The following is a 19,782-nucleotide window of genomic DNA, read 5'->3' as shown; positions in this document are numbered from 1 at the left end:
GGGCGTAATGTTTAAATTTGAAAAAAAGATTTTTTCTAATGAGCGTAAATTTAAAAAGCCTTGTATCAGTTCTTCAAGCTGATTGGACTGGCTCAGATGCCGACGTTTTTATTGATCATATTTCTATAGACAGCCGTTCACTTCAAAATGGTTCGCAAACCTTGTTTTTTGCTTTGCCAGGAGTTAATAATGATGCGCATTATTATATTTTGGAGCTGATAGAAAAGGGAGTGCAAAATTTTGTAGTTCAGTATATTCCAGAAAATAGTGTTGGAAAAGCTAATTTTTTAGTTGTAAAATCAACTTTAGGAGCGCTACAGAAATATGCTGCTTATCATCGAAATCATTTTGCTATACCTGTCATCGGATTAACGGGTAGTAATGGAAAAACAATAGTAAAAGAGTGGCTCAATTTTTTGCTCAGTCCTGATTACAATATCATCAGAAGCCCTAAAAGTTACAACTCACAAGTTGGGGTGCCTCTTTCGGTAATTGCAATTAACGAAAAACACAATTTAGGGATTTTTGAAGCCGGAATTTCGACCGTTAATGAAATGGATAAACTGGAAGAAATCATTAAACCTACTATTGGAGTGCTTACCAATATAGGAACAGCCCACGATGAAGGCTTTGTAAATTTAGTGCAGAAAATTGATGAAAAACTGCTTTTGTTCAAAGATTCACCCGTTATTATTTATCAGAAAAATGAAATTGTCGATTCCTGTTTATCCCAATTTGCGGCAGAATACATGCTGCATCCCAGAAAGCTTTTTTCATGGAGTTACACAGATAAATCAGCGGATGTGTTTGTTCTTAAAAAAGAAAATAAGAACGAAACCACTAGCATTCAATACCGATTTGAAAAAGAAAATTATGATCTGCAGATCCCTTTTAGCGATTCGGCTTCTGTAGAAAATGCCATTTCATGTTTATTGGTTCTGCTTTATTTTCAATATGATGCTGCAACGATCCAAGATCGTATCCAGGGATTGTATCCGGTAGAAATGCGTCTGGAAGTCAAAAACGGAATCCATAACTGCAGCATTATTGATGATAGTTACAGTTCTGATTTTCAGTCTCTAAAAATAGCGCTGGATTTTCTGGAAAGCCAAAAAAAGAATGCGTCTAAAACGGTTATTTTATCCGATATTTTTCAAAGCGGATTTTCAAACGAAGAATTATATTCTAAAGTAGCACAGTTAATCGCTGATAACAAGGTCAATCGTGTTATTGGAATCGGCACAACCATTTCGTTATTTAAAAACAAATTTTCGAATTGTAGCACATATCAAAATACTGCAGAGTTTATTGCCGATTTTGAAAATCTGAATTTTGCCAATGAAACCATTTTGATAAAAGGGGCGAGGTCATTTCAGTTTGAAGAAATTGTGTCTTTGCTGGAAGAGAAAACCCATGAAACCATTCTGGAAATCAATCTGAATTCCATTAGTCATAATTTGAATTTCTTTAAATCGAAATTAGCTCATGATGTCAAAATAATGGTCATGGTTAAAGCATTTGGCTATGGAAACGGAGGGCTGGAAATAGCCAAATTGCTCGAACATCATAAAGTGGATTATTTGGGTGTGGCTTTCGCCGATGAAGGGATTTCGTTGAAAAACGGCGGGATAAAATTACCGATTATGGTGTTAAATCCTGAATCTACGAGTTTTGCATCAATCATTCAGTATCAGTTAGAGCCTGAAATTTATAGTTTGAAAGGATTAAATGCTTTTTTGAAAATTGCCCGCGAAAAGAATTTAAAAGATTTTCCAATTCATATTAAATTAGACACCGGAATGCATCGTCTGGGTTTTGAAGAAAATACTATAGACGAACTGATTGCTGCTTTAAAAGGAAATTCAACCGTTCGTATTCAGAGTATTTTATCTCATATGGCAACGAGCGATGACATGCAGCATTATGAATTTGCAATGTCACAGATCAGATTATTCGAAAAACTGTCTTCAAAATTAATGAATGAATTAGATGTAAAACCAATCCGTCATATCCTGAATACTTCCGGAATCAGTAATTTTCCGGATGCGCAATATGATATGGTGCGTTTAGGAATTGGCCTTTACGGTGTTTCAAATGATTCTTCAGAACAAAAATATCTGGAAAATGTTGGGACTTTAAAATCGATCATTTCACAGGTTCGTACTATTCCTGCAGGCGACAGTGTCGGCTATGGCAGAAGATTTATGGCCGGAAAAGAAACCAAAATTGCTACGATTCCAATTGGTTATGCAGACGGAATTTCAAGATTATGGGGCAATCAGGTTGGATATGTTACCATAAAAAATCAAAAAGCATCTATAGTAGGAAGCGTCTGTATGGATATGCTGATGGTGGATGTTAGCGAAATTAATTGTAAAGAAGGTGATTCGGTTACCATTTTTGGAGAATCTCCAACAGTAATAGAAATTGCAGAAGCTTTAAAAACGATACCTTATGAAATCCTGACCAGTATTTCGCAAAGGGTAAAAAGGGTATTTTTCAGGTAGATGAAAGAACTTTAAGTAAAATTATGTACTTTAGATATCTAATTAATTACATAAAAAAAGAAAATAATTATGGGATTCATTTCAGAATTTAAGGAATTTGCCATGAAAGGCAACGTAGTCGATCTGGCTGTCGGTGTGATTATTGGAGCTGCTTTTGGTAAAATTGTAAGCTCATTAATTGAAAATGTAATTACACCATTGATTTTGAAACCGGCTTTGGATGCAGCACATTTGTCCACTATCGAAGAGCTGACGGCTTTTGGTGGTGTTAAGTATGGTTTGTTTATTTCGGCAGTAATTAACTTTGTAATTGTCGCTTTTGTTTTATTTCTAATCATAAAAGGAATAAATAAATTAAAAAAGAAAGAAGCACCTGCTCCTGCCTCACCAGCCGGTCCAACGCAGGAAGAATTGCTTACCCAAATTAGAGATTTGCTTAAAAACAATAATAAGGTCTAATACCGCTACACTAAGTCTAACTTAACCGTTCCATAATTTGGGGCGGTTTTTTCTTTTGTTTAATTTGTAACAATTTGTTATTTTTTGTGAATCAGATTGTAATCGTTTTTATTATCCTTACTTTTGCCATCTAAAATAGAACATTCATAATAAAAAATATAAAAATGAGAATAGCGGTTGTAGGCGCCACCGGTATGGTTGGCGAGATAATGTTAAAAGTTTTAGCAGAAAGAAATTTTCCGGTTACAGAATTAATTCCTGTTGCTTCAGAGAAATCTGTTGGTAAAGAAATCGAATATAAAGGTCAGAAATATAAAGTTGTTGGATTGCAGACTGCAGTTGATTTAAAAGCGGATATTGCTGTTTTCTCTGCGGGAGGTGATACGTCATTAGAGTGGGCGCCAAAATTTGCTGCTGCCGGAACAACGGTAATTGACAATTCATCTGCGTGGAGAATGGATTCAACTAAAAAATTGGTAGTTCCTGAAATCAACGCTTCGATTTTGACTAAAGAAGATAAAATTATTGCCAATCCAAACTGCTCTACGATTCAGATGGTATTGGCTTTGGCACCTTTGCACAGAAAATACAATATCAAAAGAATTATTGTTTCGACTTACCAGTCTATTACCGGTACTGGTGTAAAAGCGGTGAGACAATTAGAAAATGAGTATGCTGGAGTTGAAGGGGATATGGCTTACAAATACCCAATTCACAGAAATGCAATTCCGCAATGCGATAGTTTCGAAGCTAACGGATACACGAAAGAAGAAATGAAATTAGTTCGTGAAACTCAAAAAATCCTTTCAGACAATACTATCAGAGTTACGGCTACTGCAGTTCGTGTACCTGTTGTTGGAGGCCATAGTGAGGCTGTGAATGTTGAGTTTACGAATGATTTTGATGTAAAAGAAGTTCGCGAAATTTTACAAAATACTGATGGAGTAGTGGTTCAGGATGATCTGGATGCGTTTTCTTATCCAATGCCTTTATTTGCAGAAGGTAAAAATGAAGTTTTTGTTGGAAGAATTCGTCGTGACGAAAGCCAGCCAAATACTTTAAACTTGTGGATTGTTGCAGATAACTTAAGAAAAGGTGCTGCTACAAACACAATTCAAATCGCAGAATATTTAATTCAGGCAGGTTTGGTGTAAACTTGAGGTTACAAAAATTGTTATAGAAAAAAAACCGTAATTGCGAATAGTGATTACGGTTTTTTTTATGATGATAGTGCAAAAAAAGCAAGAATCATAAATTCTCGCTTTTTTATATTTTAATATTCAGGAGCCAGCTCAAGTTCCAGGCCGTCTAATTCAGTAGTAATTGGAATCTGACATCCTAAACGGCTATTCGATTTCACATAAAAGGCTTCTGAAAGCATGGCTTCTTCATCATCTCCCATTTCTGGTAAGGCAACATCATTTAGAACATAACACTGGCAGGAAGCGCACATAGCCATTCCGCCACAGGTTCCTTCCACAGGAAGTTCGTATGCTTTGCATAACTCCATTATATTCATTGCCATATCAGTTGGAGCCTGTAATTCGTGTATAACTCCTTCGCGGTCTTTAATCTTTATTAATACATCCATTTTAAACTATTGGAATTTTACTTGATTTGGAATTTGATAACGTGAACAAATTCCGGAATTATTTTTAATTAACTTGATTTTAAACTAAAAGCATATTCTTTTCTGCTACTGTCTTTGAGATGCATTTTTGCGCCCAGATAATTCCCACCTTTTTCCAGCAATGTTACAATAGCTATTACAGAATAATAATCGTTGTCGGACTGAAAAATCAATGTACCTTCGTACGTTGTATTCACGATACCTTGTTTATCTGTCTGAGCAGTTATTTTACGAGGGTGTGAAAATTCTGCGGTACTATAAGTCGTTTTATCTGAGAACTTTGCCTTTCCTTCGCAAAAATCATATAAAAAATCGTAATTACCAACTCTAAAACTACCTTCTTCACTTTGACTGTTCATAGAAAATACAATTTTTCCTGAATAAGTGTAATCAGACCACTCTTCTGAATCGTTAACCCATGCCTTATCTACAATCAATGTTTCTGAATTTAGTTGAGCATAATTTACGGAGACTAAAAACAATAATATAAAAAGTGCGTAATATTTTTTCATATTTAAAGATTTAAGGGTTTGCTACAAATTTAAGTTAAATCTGTAGCAATTTCTTAACAGAATGTCTCAAATCTTTTTATTATTTTTTATTAAAATCGTAAAAAAATATGTATTTTAACATATTTGGATATAGAATTTCAGTAAAAATGCTCAAATAGCTATTATTCTTATTAAAAAAAAATAATCTGCAAATAAGAGTAAAGCGTTTATTTTATTACATAATATTCACCACGGTTTCTATTTGCGGAGCATATTTTTTGATAGTGGTTTCCACGCCTGCTTTTAAAGTCATCTGATTTACACTGCAGCTGATGCAGGCTCCTTCAAGACGAACTGTTACATGTTTGTCGTCTTCAATAGAAATCAGCGTAATGTCGCCCCCATCAGAATTTAAAAAAGGTCTGATTTCATCAAGAGCCAATAATACGTTGCTTGTTAATTCTTCTGTTGTCATAATATTAATGTGTCAATTAGAGAATGTGCCAATTAGAGAATGTGTTAATTTAGAGAATGTGTCAATTAGGTAATTTTTAAACGGTCCCAATTATTTCATTATCTTATTTTCAAATTATCTAATTATCTCATTATCTCAATTATCTAATTTTTCTTTACTGCTGAACAACCTGCCATTGTGGTGATTTTTATGGCTTCTGTTGCAGGCAGGCTTTCGTTTCTGTTTACTGTTTCCTGAACCACATTTCGCGTAATCTCTTCAAATACAGTTTCAATTGGTGAAGCTGTTTGCAAAGCTGCCGGGCGGCCATAATCTCCTGCTTCACGAATAGATTGTACAATTGGTACTTCTCCTAAAAAGGGAACATTTAAATCTTCTGCCAGATTTTTAGCGCCTTCTTTTCCAAAGATATAATATTTATTTTCTGGTAATTCTTCAGGTGTAAAGTATGCCATATTTTCAATAATCCCTAGAACGGGCACATTTATATTGTCCTGCATAAACATTGACACTCCTTTTTTAGCATCTGCTAAAGCAACTGCTTGTGGAGTGCTTACTACTACAGCACCTGTTATAGGCAATGACTGCATGATCGAAAGGTGAATATCACCTGTTCCCGGAGGCAAATCCAAAAGCATAAAATCCAATTCTCCCCAATCAGCATCAAAAATCATTTGGTTCAAAGCTTTTGCGGCCATTGGACCTCTCCATATAACAGCCTGGCTTGGTGCAGTAAAAAATCCTATAGAAAGCATTTTGATTTCGTAACTTTCTACAGGTTTCATTTTTGATTTTCCATCAACGGTAACCGAAATTGGTTTCTCGTTTTCAACGTCAAACATAATAGGCATTGAAGGACCGTAAATATCAGCATCCAGAACCCCAACTTTAAATCCCATTTTTGCAAGAGTTACGGCTAAATTTGCGGTAACAGTAGATTTTCCGACACCTCCTTTTCCGGAAGCAACAGCGATAATATTTTTGATTCCCGGAATAGCACGACCTTTAATTTCGACTTTTTCAGGAACTTCAACTTTAACATTAACTTTGACTTTAGCCTCTGCCGATATCAACTCATGAATGGTTTTTTTAACATCGTCTTCTGCTCTTTTTTTAATGTGCATTGCAGGTGTATGAAGCACTAAATCTACCACTACTTCATCACCAAATGTAATAACGTTGGCAACAGCACCGCTTTCCACCATATTTTTGCCTTCTCCAGCTATGGTTATAGTTTCCAGAGCTTTAAGAATTTCTTTTCTATCTAATTTCATTTTTGATATAATGTTTTCTAATGAGTGAAATTAATTTACAGTAATATTAATTTAACTAAATTCAGTTTGCAAAGATAACGCATTAAGTTCGGATTTTTGCTGTTTTGAATTGTATTTGTTGATATTACAATTATTCAAAATGATAACTTTATAAAAGACATTCTGAAATTAGAATGGGATTTTAACGGAGAAAAAATAAATGGAGACTCAGGAAAAAAAGAAGCCCGCTAAATATACTGATTCAGCGGGTTTCTAAAAAAAATGGTCTACAAGTTATTCGTATTTTAGGTATTTCAAAATATCAATTTTTGTTACCTGATATGCTTTTGCTAAAACAATTATCAAAGTTAATGCCAATAATGAAATTAGTGATATCGAAAACGGAACAACCGAAATATTAATTCTAAAAGCAAAATCTTCAAGCCATTTTTCTAATAAAATATAGGCTGGTACAATTCCGACTGCAAATCCCATTAAGCAGAAAATGATGTATTGTTTTGATAGTTCTTTAAGCAGTATATCTGTTTCGGCACCAAGAGTTTTTCTTATGGCGATTTCTTTCAGTCTTCTTTCCATAGAAAATGATGCTAAAGCAAATAATCCAAAAACTGCAATTACTATTACAACCATATTTAGAATGAAAAACAGGTTTTTTTGCTTAATTTGTTCCTCATAAGTTTTAGCAAATCCTTTATTAACAAATTCATAATCAAAAGGATAGTCTGGGTTGACATTTTTCTCCCAATATTTTTTCAAATTTTCTAACGTTTCTGTTAAATTATTTGGAGAAACCTTTACAAAAACGTTGTTGAAGTTGTTCCATCCCAAAGTTTTGATGTTTACAAAGACCATTGGAGGAACTTTTTTTTGTAAACCTGTAATGTGAAAATCTTTTACAACGCCCACAATTTTGAATTTCAAATTCTCACTATTGTCTTTAGACCATCCCGAAGTAATTATTGTATTTATTGGTTTTTTTAAATTCAAAGTTTTAACAAGTGTTTCGTTAATTAGCATACTGCTCACGGTGTCTGAGGCAAATTTTGGCGACAAATCACGTCCTTCAACGATTTTGATTTTCATCATCTCAAGAAAGCCAAAATCCATTTCAACATTTCTTGGCTGAACAAAAATACCATTATGCGTAAATCCAGAACTAGAATTCGTGCTGCCGCCAAAACTTCCCGCGAAAGTAGAAACATCAACAACTCCTGGAATTTTTTTAATTTCGGGTTTATCAACACCATATTGTTGCGTTCTTTTTTGTCTGTCTGGTTTGTTATACGGAATCGAAATTACCTGATCACCGTTAAATCCTAGATCTTTGTTCATCATATAATTAACCTGCGAATTGACAATCAAAGCACCAATGATAAAAAATGCTGCGATTCCGAACTGAAAAATAAGCATAGAATTCCGAATCCAGATACCGCTTTTACTTCTGGAAAAATTACCTTTAAGAACCTTTAAAGTTTCAAAATTTGAGATGTAAATGGCAGGGAAGATACCCGCAAGTATGATTACTAATCCAAAAATCATAATGAGCTGCAGGTAAAATTCACTCCCATTCAAGGTTAAAGTTTTTTTCAAAAATGTATTGTAATAGGGCAATGAAAGCTCTACAATTGCGAGTGCAAACACAATAGCAATTACAACAATTATTGCAGTTTCAAAGATGAATTGTCTGATAATTTGGTTTTTTGTTGCGCCCACAATTTTGCGGACACCTACTTCTTTAGCGCGTTTTATTGCAGATGCAGTGGCTAAATTGATGTAGTTTACTAAGGATAAAACTAAAATCAAAATTGATAAACCGGCCATAATGTAAAGCAGTTTTAAATTCCCTGTGCCTTCCGGAAAATTTTGTCCTGCTGAGCTTTTTGTTCCGTGTAAACGAGACATTTGTAATTGGTCTAATATCACAGTGATTTCACCATTTTCTTTTACATATTGTTCTGGTGTCTGACCGTTTTCTTTGGCATCTTTCAAAGTTCGGTTTACATAATTTACGTTTTGCATTTTCTTTAAAACGGCAACAGGATCAGCATCCTTTTTGATTTTTACAAGAAGGCCGTAATTGAAATTTCCCCAACTGTTGATGTCATTTTCACGTTTTACACCGCTAAAAATATAGTTTGGCTCCATTGATGAGGGTTTGGTAATTCGATAGATAGCTTTTACAGTATATGCTCTAGTATTATAGGTGATCGCTTTTCCAATTGGATCTTCGTCTCTGAAAATCAATTTTGCTTGTTCTTCAGAAATTGCAACGCTGTTTTTTTCTTTTAAGACATTGGTTTTAGCGCCTTTTAAAATTTCGAAAGGGAAAAAATCAAAGAAATTTTCATCGCTTACGCTAATCTTTTTAGCCATTAATTTTTGGCCTTGATATTTGATGAGATCTTCATCGTACCAGGTGTTAAAGAAGCAGATTTTTTCAATTTCAGGAATTGTAGCTTTGCAGGTTTCTCCAAAAGGTATTGAATTTGATCCCCAAGTATCCCCCGTTGCGCCAATTTTGTTCAGCACCATATAAGCGTTTTCTTTGTTTGGATTCCATTGATCGTATGCATTTTCATTATTCCAATATAAGATAGCAAAAATCACGCTCGCAATCCCGATGCTTAATCCTAAAACATTTAAAAACGAAAACAGTTTGTTTTGTTTTAAATGATAAATAAATATTTTAAACCAGTTATAAATCATGGTGTCTGTTTTTTATAATTATTTCAGTTTTAAAAAAACGTTTTTTAAACAATTGCGAATATTTTGCAAACAAACTCTACCAGAATTATGATTGCGGTTACAATGAATTTTAGCATCTTTTCTTATTTAGCGTCCATAAAAACATCAACATTTCGTTGATTTAATTTTTCAGAAAAGATTACACCATCTTTCATATGAATGGTTCTTTGCGAAAACGAAGCATCATAATCAGAATGTGTAACCATCAAAATGGTGGAGCCTTTAGCATGCAGATTGGTTAAGAGTTCCATAACTTCATTTCCGTTTTTACTATCCAGATTTCCGGTTGGCTCATCGGCAAGAATAATTTTGGGATCATTTACCAAAGCTCTGGCAACGGCTACTCTTTGCTGCTGTCCTCCCGAAAGCTGCTGTGGAAAATGTTTCAGGCGATGTGAAATGTTTAGTTTTTCTGCAATAGCCTCAATTTTTTGTTTTCTGTCTGCAGCTTTTATATTATTGTAAAGTAAAGGCAATTCGATATTGTCATAAACAGAAAGTTCATCGATAAGGTTGAAGTTCTGAAAAATGAACCCGATATTTTCTTTTCGAATCTGAGCTCTTCCTTTTTCTTTCAAACCAATCATTTCCTGGTCTAGTAATTTGTAACTTCCTTCAGTTGCGCTGTCTAAAAGTCCAATGATATTTAATAAAGTAGATTTTCCACACCCTGAAGGCCCCATGATAGTTAAAAAATCTCCTTTTTTAATTTCTAAAGAAATACCGCTCAATGCTGATGTTTCTACTTCTTCCGTTCTAAAAACTTTAGTTAAATTCTGAATTTTTATCATTTTGTAAAGGTGTTAAATGTTATTGACTCGTTTTTTGATTGATGATTGAAATGATGATTTTGTTCTAATTGTTTCAGGTTTCAAGTTTCAGGTTTCAGTCCGTTAACTTGAAACCTGAAACTTGAAACAAAATAAACTATTCTTTATTTAGTGAAAGCTCCTCAATATCCTTATAATCTGAATAAGATGATGTAATTACTGATTCGCCCTCTTTTAATCCCTCGAGAACTTCATAATACGAAGGGTTTTCCCGTCCTAATTTTATGTTTCTTCTTTCGGCTTTATTTCCTTTTACTACAAAGATCCATTTTCCTGCTGTTTCCTGATTGAAGCTTCCCTTTGAAATAACCAATGTTTTGCTTTTTTCTGACAAAATCAGTTTGACGCCAAAACTTAATCCGTCCTGTAACGCGATATTTTCTTTAGATGTAAAAACCAGTTCTACCGTAAAATGACCGTTTTTTACTTCCGGAATTACTTTGGTTACGATTACTTCAACAGTTTTTCCTTTAAACTCAATCTGGCCTTTTAAACCTTCACGAACTTTCTCTAAATAAAATTCATCTACATTGGCAGCCAGTTTGTAGCCGCGTTTTGAATCGATTTTTCCGATGCTCTCTCCCGCCTGAAATGTTTTTCCTAAAACCGGTTCAAAAGAAGTCAGTCTTCCGGATTCGGGAGCGGTGATCAGGAAATTCTTTTTGTTGTTTCTCAAAATTTCCAGACTTTTCTCCATGGTCTGAATGGAACGGTTAATCTGTGAAATCTGTAACTGATTGGATTGTTTTTCTTTTTGGATACTTTGCTGAATCGTTTTTTTGCGTTCTTCCTGAAAGCGTAAACTTTCTTTAAAAGTATTCCAGTCGTTTTTCGAAATCACATCTTTGGCGAATAATTTCGAATTCATATCATACAATCTTTTGGCGTCATTATAATCATGTTCAATCAAAACCAAATCTTTATTTAAGCTTAATTCCTGATTTCTAATGTTCAGTTTTCCTGAATTGAGATTATTAATCTGTTCAATAATAGCGGTTTCCTGAGTCAGATAATTCAATTCAGTATTCGGATTGTATAATCTTGCCAGCGATTGTCCTTTCGTTACCATGGCGCCGTTTTCAACAAAAATCTCTTTCACGGATCCGCCTTCTGTTACATTTACAAGCATTACGTTTAAAGGTTCAACTTTGGCCTGAAAAACCACAAAATCTTCAAAAAAAGCTTTTTCGACTTTTTGAACTGAAATTTCTTCTGCTTTTACATTTAAACTTCTTTTCGTATTGAACGAAAAAAAGAGAATCACAGCCATAGCTAAAAAAACGCCAATTGCTATTGTGAGATACCTAAATTTTCTATTTTTACGAGGAATTACCTTGTCCATGTTTTAAATAATTTACTGATTATCAATTGATAAATACTGTGCCATTAAATTTATTATTTGTAAAGTATTGATTTTAAAAGAGCTTTAAAAACCATTCAAAAAAGGAGTGTCCGATAATGAACAGTTGACCGTTCAAAACCGGACAAAAAAAGACAGATGCGAAAAAAATTAGCCCAAATATTAATTGTCGATGATCAGGAAGAAATTCTTTTTTCGGCAAAAATGATTCTCAAGAAGCATTTTGAAACCATTTTTACGACAAATAATCCCAAAAAAATCATTTCCCTTTTAAGTGAAAATGAAATAAATGTGGTTTTGCTCGATATGAATTACCGAATTGGTTTTGAAGACGGACGCGAAGGGATTCACTGGCTTAAGGAAATTCAAACGCTTTCTCCCCACACAATTGTAATTTTAATGACCGCCTTCGGGAAAATTGAAACAGCAGTTGAAGGCATCAAAATTGGTGCTTTTGATTATGTTTTAAAACCGTGGCACAATGAAAAATTATTGGACACAATTGATAAAGCCGTAGCCGAAAGCAGAAAAAACACCAAAAAACCAATTATACAAAACGCCAAAAAACGATATTTTACCGGAACTTCACCCAAAATAAAACAAGCCTATGCTATTGCTGAAAAAGTAGCCAGAACAGATGCCAATGTCTTGATTTTAGGTGAAAACGGAACCGGGAAATATGTCTTTGCTGAATTTATTCATCAGAATTCAGAACGGAAAAATTTGCCTTTTATTCATGTTGATTTGGGTTCCCTAAGCGATAATTTATTCGAAAGTGAACTTTTTGGATATGCAAAAGGCGCATTTACGGATGCAAAAACCGATACGCCGGGAAGGTTTGAATTGGCGCAAAACGGCACTATTTTTCTGGATGAAATTGGCAATATTCCGCTTCATTTGCAGGCAAAATTATTGCATGTTTTACAAACCAAAACGGTTACACGCTTAGGCGAAAGCAGGCCCAGGGCTTTGAATGTCCGTATTATTTCTGCTACAAACAGCGATATTAAAAAAGAGGTTAAAAACAAAAACTTTCGTGAAGATTTGCTGTACCGCATCAATACTATGGAAATTCATTTGCCGTCTTTGCGGGAAAGAAAAGAGGATATTGTTCCGATGGCAAATTTCATTCTCGATCAGATTGCTGAAAAGTACAATCAGGAAAATTGGCAGTTTGAAGAAAATGCGGCACGTTATCTGGAAAGATATCCATGGAAAGGAAATGTTCGCGAGATGGAAAATAAAATTGAACGTGCTTTGATTTTATCTGATGATAATATCATTTCTGTAAGTAATCTTGATATTTTAGATTTTGAAGAGCTTCCTGAAAATGATGAAAATCCGTTATCTGAAATGGAGAAAACGGCCATCGAAAAAGCGCTTTTTAAACATCACGGAAATATCAGCAAAACGGCTGAGGAATTAGGATTGTCCAGAGCTGCTTTGTACAGAAGGATTGAGAAATATGATTTAAAGAGTAAAGAGTAAAGAGTAAAGAGTAAAGGTTTCTTTTATCTGCTAAATCTTCAGAATCTGCGAGAAACTAAAATTTTAAGACAAATCAAAAAATCCATTAAATCTGTGGCAAACAAAAAAAGAACAATGAAAAACTGGAAATTTTATAATGCATTGTTTATAAGGGTGTTGTTTGTAATAATTCTCTTTTTTTTCTGCGTTTTTCTGATTTATAAAATGTTTTATTACAACGCTATTTTGGTGGGTTCGTTAGGTTTTGTAATGCTGGCTGAAATGTATTTTTACGTAAAAAGACAACTACAGTTTTACGACAGGACTATACTCTCGATCTTACAAAGTGATTTTACCACCAATTTCCCGGATGAATATAAAAAAGACAATTTTAAAAATTTGTATCTTTTATATGATAGGCTTAAAATAAAGCAGCAGGAGCAAACCTCAAAAGAATTGGTGTACAAATCAATTTTAAACAGTATTGATACCGGTGCTTTAATTTTGGAAAAAGAGAACGAAGAATGGAACATTTTTTTAATGAATGATTGTTTTTCGGATTTATTTAAAGTGCCAAAAGTGAGTCACTGGAAATACCTTAAAAACTATTTGCCTTCTCTTTGCCATGAAATTGAAAACTCTGATTTTGCCGAAGTAAAATCAGCAATTTCTATCAAAATTGAAGAACAGGATTTGCAGACTTTCATCCTGCAGACTTCGTTGACGAAAACATATAACAAGGAATATTTTATCATTTTGCTGGACAGTATTCAGCGTGTTATTGAGAAAAAAGAAAAAGAAGCGTGGATCAACCTGATGAAAATTATTTCGCATGAATTAATGAATTCTTTGACGCCAATCCGTGCGCTTTCGCAGAATTTACTTCAGATTGTCGATCAGGAAAAACTCGAAGAAGACGATTTTGACGACATAAAGAGCAGTATTTCTACCATTATAAACAGAAGCGATCATCTGCAGGTTTTTGTTGAGAATTATCGAAAACTCGCCATGCTGCCAACGCCGGCTAAAGAAATGACGCCAGTCAATACACTTTTTGAAGACTGTCTTCGGATTATGAGTCCAGTTTTGAAGGCTGAAAATATCGAATTGATAAACGATATCCATAGTTCACGCTGTGTCTTAATCGATAAAAATCAAATGGAGCAGGTTATCATCAATTTGGTTACCAACAGTATTTACGCCCTAAAAGACAGGGGCGAAAAGAAAATTTTTATATCGAGTTTTACCGAAAACAATCGCTTTTTTATTTCCATTTCAGACAATGGAAAAGGGATCGATGATGAAATTCAGGACAAAGTATTTCTTCCGTTTTTCACAACACGAAAAGACGGTGCAGGAATTGGTTTAACTCTTTCTAGAAACATTGTTGAAGCGCATGGTGGTTACCTAAGTTATCAAACTGACGAAGACAAAACCACTTTCATAATTTGCCTTATTTAAGGTGTAATAAAATTCTGTATTATTTTAATTTAATGAATTTCAGGTACTTAATGTGAATTTTAAAAAATGTATATTTTATTCTGTAAAATGATTTTTTTGGTATAGCCGTAAATTTGAAGAACCCTAAATCCTGAATTTCCAATATTTTAAAAAATATGGTGAAGACTCATTTTGAAGGTTCCGGATTATGTTTTTTTCGCTGTGTTTTTTAAATAAAGTTTAATAAATAATATTTAAAAAATTACATCATGCGACAATTATATAAATTCATCCTAATTATAGCTGCAGGTTTTCTATTTGCTTCATTTAGCTTTAAGAAAGATATAAAACCAACTGATAATTCACATCCAAAAGAAAATCCTAAAGTTCAAAATAACGCTGATTCAATCAGTAGTATATCTAAATCAAAAGAAGTCTATCTTTTATCCAGACAGTATGACCGGCTGGAGGGAGCTTTAGAAAAATACCAAAAAATTGAACGAAAAAAACTGTGGAAAAAAATTGATGTTGACAGTGCTACCTATAAAGAATTAAAACCTTTTGACAGTGGTGCCGTAGTAAAACAAATTCGTGAACGTTTGTTTGTCGAAGGTGATTTAAAAAAGGATTCCAAAAGCGGTTTATACGATGAAGAGCTTATGGCGGGGGTTTTAAATTATAAAAAAAGATACGGTCTGAAACTAAATTATAAATGGGCATTCGAACATATCAAACAAATGAATGAGCCTGTATCAGAAAGAATCAGAATTATTAAGCTAAATATGGAACGTTGCCGCCTGATTCCTGAAAATTTAATAGAGGCAAGGGATTATATTATGGTAAATATTCCGGCTTACCGATTATTGTATGTAAAAAATGGTGCAAACGAGTTTACATCTGATGTTTTTGTGGGAACTACCTGGTCAGAAACCGAAATTTTCAGCAGTGCGATGGATAAAATTGTATTTAGTCCGTATTGGAATGTTCCCCAGAGTATCATCGATAATGAATTAAAACTCAATATGGCTTCTAATAAAAATTATCTGGAAGAACATAATATGGAATGGAACGGGGGAAGAGTAAGACAAAGACCCGGACCTAAAAACTCTTTGGGATTAGTAAAATTTTTATTTCCCAATCCGTTTGATATTTACATGCACGATACGCCTGCTAAAAGTTTGTTTATGTTTGAACAGCGTACTTTCAGCCACGGGTGTATCAATATAAAAGAAGCCAAAAAACTAGCTCATGTAATTTTGAAAGACGACCCGGACTGGACGGACGAAATGATTGATAATGCGATGAATGGTGAAAAAGAAACCACGTGTATCCTCAAAAACAAAATTCCGATATACATAGGCTATTTTACTTCCTGGGTAAGTGAAGAAACCGGTGACGTTTATTTCTATCCTGATGTATATAAAAAAGATATAGAAACTTCGTCAGAAAAGACAAAAGACCTGGTCATGGATTAATTATAATCCGATTTCAGGATTCCAGAAATGTTTGTCAAAATCAACGATTTGATTGTTGACGACTTTAATGCCTTCGTTTTCTAAAAGCTGCTGCATTAAATTGGTTCCGTCAAAATGATGTTTTCCGGTCAAAAGCCCTTTTCGGTTTACGACTCTGTGCGCCGGTACATCATCCATATGGTGACAGGCATTCATCGCCCAGCCAACCATTCGTGCAGAACGTGCGGTACCTAAGGCTTTTGCGATTGCGCCATAAGAAGTTACTTTTCCGTACGGAATCTGACGAGCGATTGCATATACTTTTTCGAAAAAATTTTCCTCAGCCATAGTTTGGTTGTTTGCCACAGATTAAAGGATAAAATATGGTCTTATTAACGATAGAAACACCTTTTTTGCCCTGATTGCCAAAGAGAACGGTTTTATTTTTTAATCTGTGGTCTATTATTATCCGAAGTAATAATTCAAAATATTAAAAAGCGTTATAAGGGCTACTAAACCCGTAATGCATCCAATGATTTTATTCATATTCCGCATCAGATAATCGGTTTTATGCTCTATTTTTTCAAAAAAAGCAATGTAACAATATAAAGCAGCAAAAGAACCTAAAACAGATCCCAAAACAAAGATGGAGATGAGGTTGTTTTCAAATGCAAAAAGATGATAAGACGCTAATGTCACACTTACGACAACATAATAAGGAATAGGGAAAAAGTTCAGACCTGAAAGCAGCATTCCTAAAAAGAAACGACTTTTTTTACTGCTTTTTTTAATTTTTGATTTTTTCTTGGCTGTTGGTTTTTTGGCAATAAATAAAAAGTAAATCGTCAAAAAAGAAAAGGCTACAAAGCCAATTTCGCGCAGCAGCGTCACAATATCCGGTCTGTTGTCAATTACACGTGCAAATAAAACGGCTACATAAACCTGAAAAAAAATAACCAAAACGGCACCAACAACAAACCATAAGGCATTCTTTTTTCCTTCTTTCAGATTTATTTTGGCCGCTGTCATATTCAGCAATCCGGGAGGAATGATTCCGATAACAGCTGCAATAAAACCTGAAACTAAAGGGGTGAGTAAGGCCATTCGGTTGTTGGTTGATGGGTTAGAATTTCGTTTTAAAAAATAAATTAGTCTTTAATTTTAAAACGAATATACGTAATTGCCTTGTTTATTTCTAAATATTGTTTTTCGTAAAAGGTCTGAATGGAAGTTACCACTTCAGGGCTTCCTTCGTTTTTATATACGTTATGATTAGCATATAAAACTTCGTGTCCTTCTCCATGCAATAATCCTAAGGTATAACCGTGCATGAATTCGCTGTCGGTTTTCAGGTTTACCACGCCGTCTTTTTTGAGGATTTTTTTATACAATTTCAAAAACTCAGAGTTGGTCATTCTGTGTTTGGTTCTTTTGTATTTGATTTGCGGATCCGGAAAAGTAATCCAGATTTCGTCAACCTCTCCTTCATCAAAAATATGATTGATTAATTCGATCTGGGTTCGTACAAACGCCACATTATGAAGTCCGTTTTCAACAGCCGTTTTGGCGCCTCTCCAGAAACGGGCACCTTTAATGTCGATCCCGATAAAATTTTTGTCTGGGTATTTTTCTGCCAGTCCAACAGAATATTCGCCTTTTCCGCACCCTAGTTCTAAAATTAACGGATTATCATTCTTAAAGAAATCAGTATTCCATTTTCCTTTCAAAGGCATTAAATCCCCCACAACTTCTTCTCTGGTTGGCTGAAAAACGTTTTCAAATGTTTCGTTTTCTCTGAATCTTTTTAGTTTATTTTTACTTCCCACTTTTTACAAAAATTTTCGGCAAAATTAAGGAATATAAACGAATGAATCGGGTGAAAGCACCTAAAAACAAGAATATTATTGCTCAAAAAGAAAACTAAACTTGTCTCTAAACAAAAATGGCACAAATTCTAAGATATATTTCAATCTTTAGAATCTGTACCATTTCTGATATAGTTTTTATTTAGTTACCGTAATGTGGTTCAGTTATAGCGCTTGAATTTGGATCTAAAGTTTCATCGTGCTGAGATAAATCCAGTCCGATTTGCTCTGACTCTTCTGAAACTCGCAACGGAATAATGAAATTGGTTACTTTGAATAAGAAATAAGCTCCGAAGAAAGTAAATATGGAAACTAGTACTAATGCCATCATGTGGTGTCCGAAAACGCTCCATCCGCCGTGCAGTAAACTTGCATCTTCACCATGAGCGAATATGGCAGTAAGGATCATTCCCATAATTCCGCCTACACCATGACAGGCAAAAACATCCAGTGTATCGTCGAATCTTTTTGAAAAACTGCAGTTTACCGCTGTGTTTGAAACCAATGCCGTTATGAATCCGAAAAACATACTTTCAGGTACTGATACAAAACCTGCTGCTGGAGTGATTGCTACTAAACCAACTACGGCACCGATACATGCCCCAAGAGCAGAAACTTTTCTTCCGTTCATTCTGTCAAAGAAAATCCACGTTAACATAGCTGCAGCCGATGAAGTTGTGGTGGTGGCAAAAGCCATGGCAGCTGTACCGTTAGCAGCCAGTGCAGAACCAGCATTGAATCCGAACCATCCAAACCATAACATTCCGGTTCCTAATAATACAAACGGGATATTGGTTGGAATATGCTGACTGTTTTTTCTTTTTCCTAAAACGATAACCCCGGCCAAAGCGGCAAATCCGGAGCTCATGTGTACTACAGTTCCTCCGGCGAAATCTTTCACGCCAAAATAGCTTCCTAAAATACCTGTTGGATACCAAACCGCATGACATAAAGGAGCATATATAAAAATGGTAAATAAGCTGATGAAAATTAAATAAGATATAAAACGAACACGCTCCGCAAAGGATCCTGTAATGATGGCAGGACAGATAATTGCAAATTTCATCTGGAACAAAGCAAATAACATAAACGGAATCGTAGTTGCTAATTGTTTATGAGGCAAAACGCCTACATAGTCCATAAAAGCAAAAGTCGTCGGGTTTCCGAAGAAACTGTAAAAATGATCTCCTGAACCAAAACCAACAGGCTCTCCAAACGCAAGGCTAAAAGCGACTACAGCCCATAAAAGCGTAACAACTCCTAAACAAATAAAACTTTGTAACATCGTTGAAATCACGTTTTTCCTGCCCACCATTCCGCCGTAAAAGAAAGATAATCCCGGGGTCATGATTAAAACCAGACAAGAGGATGTCAGCATCCAGGCAACGTCTGCGGGTACAATGTGGTCAATGTTGCCAAATGCAGATAATACATAATCATTTTCTGTAACAGTAGGCCAAAAAGCGCCCGTGATACAAACAATACTTATCATAATAAAGGAAATGATCCAGCGTTTTTCTATTTTCATTTTTCAAATACTTTATTTAACCCTATTTTTTTTGGGGGCAAAGTTAAAAAAAAATAAATATTTTAATTTTTAGGGCTGACAAAATAGAGGTTTGATTTTTATTTTAGTAAATTTTGTAAAATTCAGCTCGTTTTTTTGAGAGTATCTTATTTTGTGCTTCTAAATATACGCTATTATTGCCAAATATATTATAATAGAATTGATATTCTGACTTATAAAGTGCCGGAAAGCCAATGGTTAGAATAAGAATGACAGAT

The 19,782-nt window shown here is 34.5% G+C and carries 17 protein-coding genes; 6 read left to right on the top strand and 11 right to left on the bottom strand.

What is annotated here, in order from left to right; all coding sequences use genetic code 11:
- Positions 1-38: 38 nt before the first annotated feature.
- The 3 genes from ACNC7R_RS20360 to ACNC7R_RS20350 all read left to right on the top strand — a co-directional run bounded on the left by ACNC7R_RS20360 (position 39) and on the right by ACNC7R_RS20350 (position 4,120).
- Complete coding sequence (locus ACNC7R_RS20360; protein ID WP_417942844.1) at positions 39-2,507, top strand: bifunctional UDP-N-acetylmuramoyl-tripeptide:D-alanyl-D-alanine ligase/alanine racemase; 2,469 nt, start codon at positions 39-41, stop codon at positions 2,505-2,507.
- A 69-nt stretch (positions 2,508-2,576) separates the two neighbouring features.
- A complete protein-coding gene (gene mscL / locus ACNC7R_RS20355) occupies positions 2,577-2,966 on the top strand; it encodes a large-conductance mechanosensitive channel protein MscL (protein ID WP_417942843.1) in 390 nt (129 codons plus the stop codon).
- A gap of 164 nt (positions 2,967-3,130) precedes the next feature.
- Entirely contained in the window at positions 3,131-4,120 is a 990-nt protein-coding gene (locus ACNC7R_RS20350; protein WP_417942842.1) for an aspartate-semialdehyde dehydrogenase, read from the top strand.
- A gap of 119 nt (positions 4,121-4,239) precedes the next feature.
- Here the strand turns inward: ACNC7R_RS20350 and ACNC7R_RS20345 are convergent, their stop codons facing one another.
- The 7 genes from ACNC7R_RS20345 to ACNC7R_RS20315 all read right to left on the bottom strand — a co-directional run bounded on the left by ACNC7R_RS20345 (position 4,240) and on the right by ACNC7R_RS20315 (position 11,753).
- On the bottom strand, positions 4,240-4,557 hold the full coding sequence (locus ACNC7R_RS20345) for a 2Fe-2S iron-sulfur cluster-binding protein (RefSeq protein ID WP_223681411.1): 318 nt from the start codon (positions 4,555-4,557) through the stop codon (positions 4,240-4,242).
- Between the two features lie 68 nt (positions 4,558-4,625).
- Positions 4,626-5,108, bottom strand: a complete 483-nt coding sequence (locus ACNC7R_RS20340) for a hypothetical protein (RefSeq protein WP_417942841.1) — start codon at positions 5,106-5,108, stop codon at positions 4,626-4,628.
- A gap of 214 nt (positions 5,109-5,322) precedes the next feature.
- A complete protein-coding gene (locus ACNC7R_RS20335) occupies positions 5,323-5,562 on the bottom strand; it encodes a NifU family protein (protein WP_417942840.1) in 240 nt (79 codons plus the stop codon).
- Positions 5,563-5,705: 143 nt separating this feature from the next.
- Positions 5,706-6,836: a P-loop NTPase gene (locus ACNC7R_RS20330; RefSeq protein WP_417942839.1), complete on the bottom strand. Its 1,131-nt coding sequence runs from the start codon at positions 6,834-6,836 to the stop codon at positions 5,706-5,708.
- A 273-nt stretch (positions 6,837-7,109) separates the two neighbouring features.
- A complete protein-coding gene (locus ACNC7R_RS20325; RefSeq protein ID WP_417942837.1) occupies positions 7,110-9,542 on the bottom strand; it encodes an ABC transporter permease in 2,433 nt (810 codons plus the stop codon).
- 122 nt (positions 9,543-9,664) lie between these two features.
- Positions 9,665-10,372, bottom strand: a complete 708-nt coding sequence (locus tag ACNC7R_RS20320; RefSeq protein WP_417942836.1) for an ABC transporter ATP-binding protein — start codon at positions 10,370-10,372, stop codon at positions 9,665-9,667.
- A 136-nt stretch (positions 10,373-10,508) separates the two neighbouring features.
- Positions 10,509-11,753 (bottom strand): efflux RND transporter periplasmic adaptor subunit, encoded by a 1,245-nt coding sequence (locus tag ACNC7R_RS20315; RefSeq protein WP_417942835.1) that lies wholly within the window; start codon positions 11,751-11,753, stop codon positions 10,509-10,511.
- A gap of 156 nt (positions 11,754-11,909) precedes the next feature.
- Between ACNC7R_RS20315 and ACNC7R_RS20310 the strand changes: the two genes are divergently transcribed.
- The 3 genes from ACNC7R_RS20310 (at position 11,910) to ACNC7R_RS20300 (ending at position 16,153) form a co-directional block, all read left to right on the top strand.
- The gene (locus ACNC7R_RS20310; protein WP_417942834.1) at positions 11,910-13,259 is read left to right on the top strand and encodes a sigma-54-dependent transcriptional regulator; all 1,350 of its coding nucleotides are present in this window, start codon (positions 11,910-11,912) and stop codon (positions 13,257-13,259) included.
- Positions 13,260-13,373: 114 nt separating this feature from the next.
- Positions 13,374-14,699 carry a sensor histidine kinase gene (locus ACNC7R_RS20305; RefSeq protein ID WP_417942833.1) on the top strand — a complete coding sequence of 442 codons (1,326 nt, stop codon included), beginning with the start codon at positions 13,374-13,376 and terminating at the stop codon, positions 14,697-14,699.
- 248 nt (positions 14,700-14,947) lie between these two features.
- Positions 14,948-16,153 carry a L,D-transpeptidase family protein gene (locus ACNC7R_RS20300; RefSeq protein WP_417942832.1) on the top strand — a complete coding sequence of 402 codons (1,206 nt, stop codon included), beginning with the start codon at positions 14,948-14,950 and terminating at the stop codon, positions 16,151-16,153.
- On the opposite strand, the gene ACNC7R_RS20295 is transcribed toward ACNC7R_RS20300, so the two are convergent.
- The 4 genes from ACNC7R_RS20295 to ACNC7R_RS20280 all read right to left on the bottom strand — a co-directional run bounded on the left by ACNC7R_RS20295 (position 16,154) and on the right by ACNC7R_RS20280 (position 19,525).
- Positions 16,154-16,480: an MGMT family protein gene (locus ACNC7R_RS20295; RefSeq protein ID WP_417942831.1), complete on the bottom strand. Its 327-nt coding sequence runs from the start codon at positions 16,478-16,480 to the stop codon at positions 16,154-16,156. It abuts the gene before it with no gap.
- A 117-nt stretch (positions 16,481-16,597) separates the two neighbouring features.
- The gene (locus ACNC7R_RS20290) at positions 16,598-17,236 is read right to left on the bottom strand and encodes a LysE family transporter (RefSeq protein ID WP_417942830.1); all 639 of its coding nucleotides are present in this window, start codon (positions 17,234-17,236) and stop codon (positions 16,598-16,600) included.
- 44 nt (positions 17,237-17,280) lie between these two features.
- Positions 17,281-17,958 (bottom strand): tRNA (guanosine(46)-N7)-methyltransferase TrmB, encoded by a 678-nt coding sequence (gene trmB / locus ACNC7R_RS20285; protein ID WP_417942829.1) that lies wholly within the window; start codon positions 17,956-17,958, stop codon positions 17,281-17,283.
- A 181-nt stretch (positions 17,959-18,139) separates the two neighbouring features.
- The gene (locus ACNC7R_RS20280) at positions 18,140-19,525 is read right to left on the bottom strand and encodes an ammonium transporter (protein ID WP_417942828.1); all 1,386 of its coding nucleotides are present in this window, start codon (positions 19,523-19,525) and stop codon (positions 18,140-18,142) included.
- Between the last annotated feature and the right edge of the window lie 257 nt (positions 19,526-19,782).

This window comes from Flavobacterium adiutor (assembly GCF_048282555.1).
Taxonomy (GTDB): Bacteria; Bacteroidota; Bacteroidia; order Flavobacteriales; family Flavobacteriaceae; genus Flavobacterium.
Note: the sequence above shows the minus strand (reverse complement) of the source record. Positions and strands in the feature narration are given on the sequence as shown.

What these genes read in the sequence shown, in the direction of transcription:
- ACNC7R_RS20300 (WP_417942832.1), top strand. Translation starts at nt 14,948, where the DNA reads ATGCGACAATTATATAAATTCATCCTAATTATAGCTGCAGGTTTTCTA.
- ACNC7R_RS20280 (WP_417942828.1), bottom strand. Translation starts at nt 19,525, where the DNA reads ATGAAAATAGAAAAACGCTGGATCATTTCCTTTATTATGATAAGTATT.
- ACNC7R_RS20290 (WP_417942830.1), bottom strand. Translation starts at nt 17,236, where the DNA reads ATGGCCTTACTCACCCCTTTAGTTTCAGGTTTTATTGCAGCTGTTATC.
- ACNC7R_RS20360 (WP_417942844.1), top strand. Translation starts at nt 39, where the DNA reads ATGAGCGTAAATTTAAAAAGCCTTGTATCAGTTCTTCAAGCTGATTGG.
- ACNC7R_RS20335 (WP_417942840.1), bottom strand. Translation starts at nt 5,562, where the DNA reads ATGACAACAGAAGAATTAACAAGCAACGTATTATTGGCTCTTGATGAA.
- ACNC7R_RS20325 (WP_417942837.1), bottom strand. Translation starts at nt 9,542, where the DNA reads ATGATTTATAACTGGTTTAAAATATTTATTTATCATTTAAAACAAAAC.
- ACNC7R_RS20295 (WP_417942831.1), bottom strand. Translation starts at nt 16,480, where the DNA reads ATGGCTGAGGAAAATTTTTTCGAAAAAGTATATGCAATCGCTCGTCAG.
- ACNC7R_RS20345 (WP_223681411.1), bottom strand. Translation starts at nt 4,557, where the DNA reads ATGGATGTATTAATAAAGATTAAAGACCGCGAAGGAGTTATACACGAA.
- ACNC7R_RS20330 (WP_417942839.1), bottom strand. Translation starts at nt 6,836, where the DNA reads ATGAAATTAGATAGAAAAGAAATTCTTAAAGCTCTGGAAACTATAACC.
- ACNC7R_RS20305 (WP_417942833.1), top strand. Translation starts at nt 13,374, where the DNA reads ATGAAAAACTGGAAATTTTATAATGCATTGTTTATAAGGGTGTTGTTT.
- ACNC7R_RS20315 (WP_417942835.1), bottom strand. Translation starts at nt 11,753, where the DNA reads ATGGACAAGGTAATTCCTCGTAAAAATAGAAAATTTAGGTATCTCACA.
- ACNC7R_RS20310 (WP_417942834.1), top strand. Translation starts at nt 11,910, where the DNA reads ATGCGAAAAAAATTAGCCCAAATATTAATTGTCGATGATCAGGAAGAA.
- mscL (WP_417942843.1), top strand. Translation starts at nt 2,577, where the DNA reads ATGGGATTCATTTCAGAATTTAAGGAATTTGCCATGAAAGGCAACGTA.
- ACNC7R_RS20350 (WP_417942842.1), top strand. Translation starts at nt 3,131, where the DNA reads ATGAGAATAGCGGTTGTAGGCGCCACCGGTATGGTTGGCGAGATAATG.
- ACNC7R_RS20320 (WP_417942836.1), bottom strand. Translation starts at nt 10,372, where the DNA reads ATGATAAAAATTCAGAATTTAACTAAAGTTTTTAGAACGGAAGAAGTA.
- ACNC7R_RS20340 (WP_417942841.1), bottom strand. Translation starts at nt 5,108, where the DNA reads ATGAAAAAATATTACGCACTTTTTATATTATTGTTTTTAGTCTCCGTA.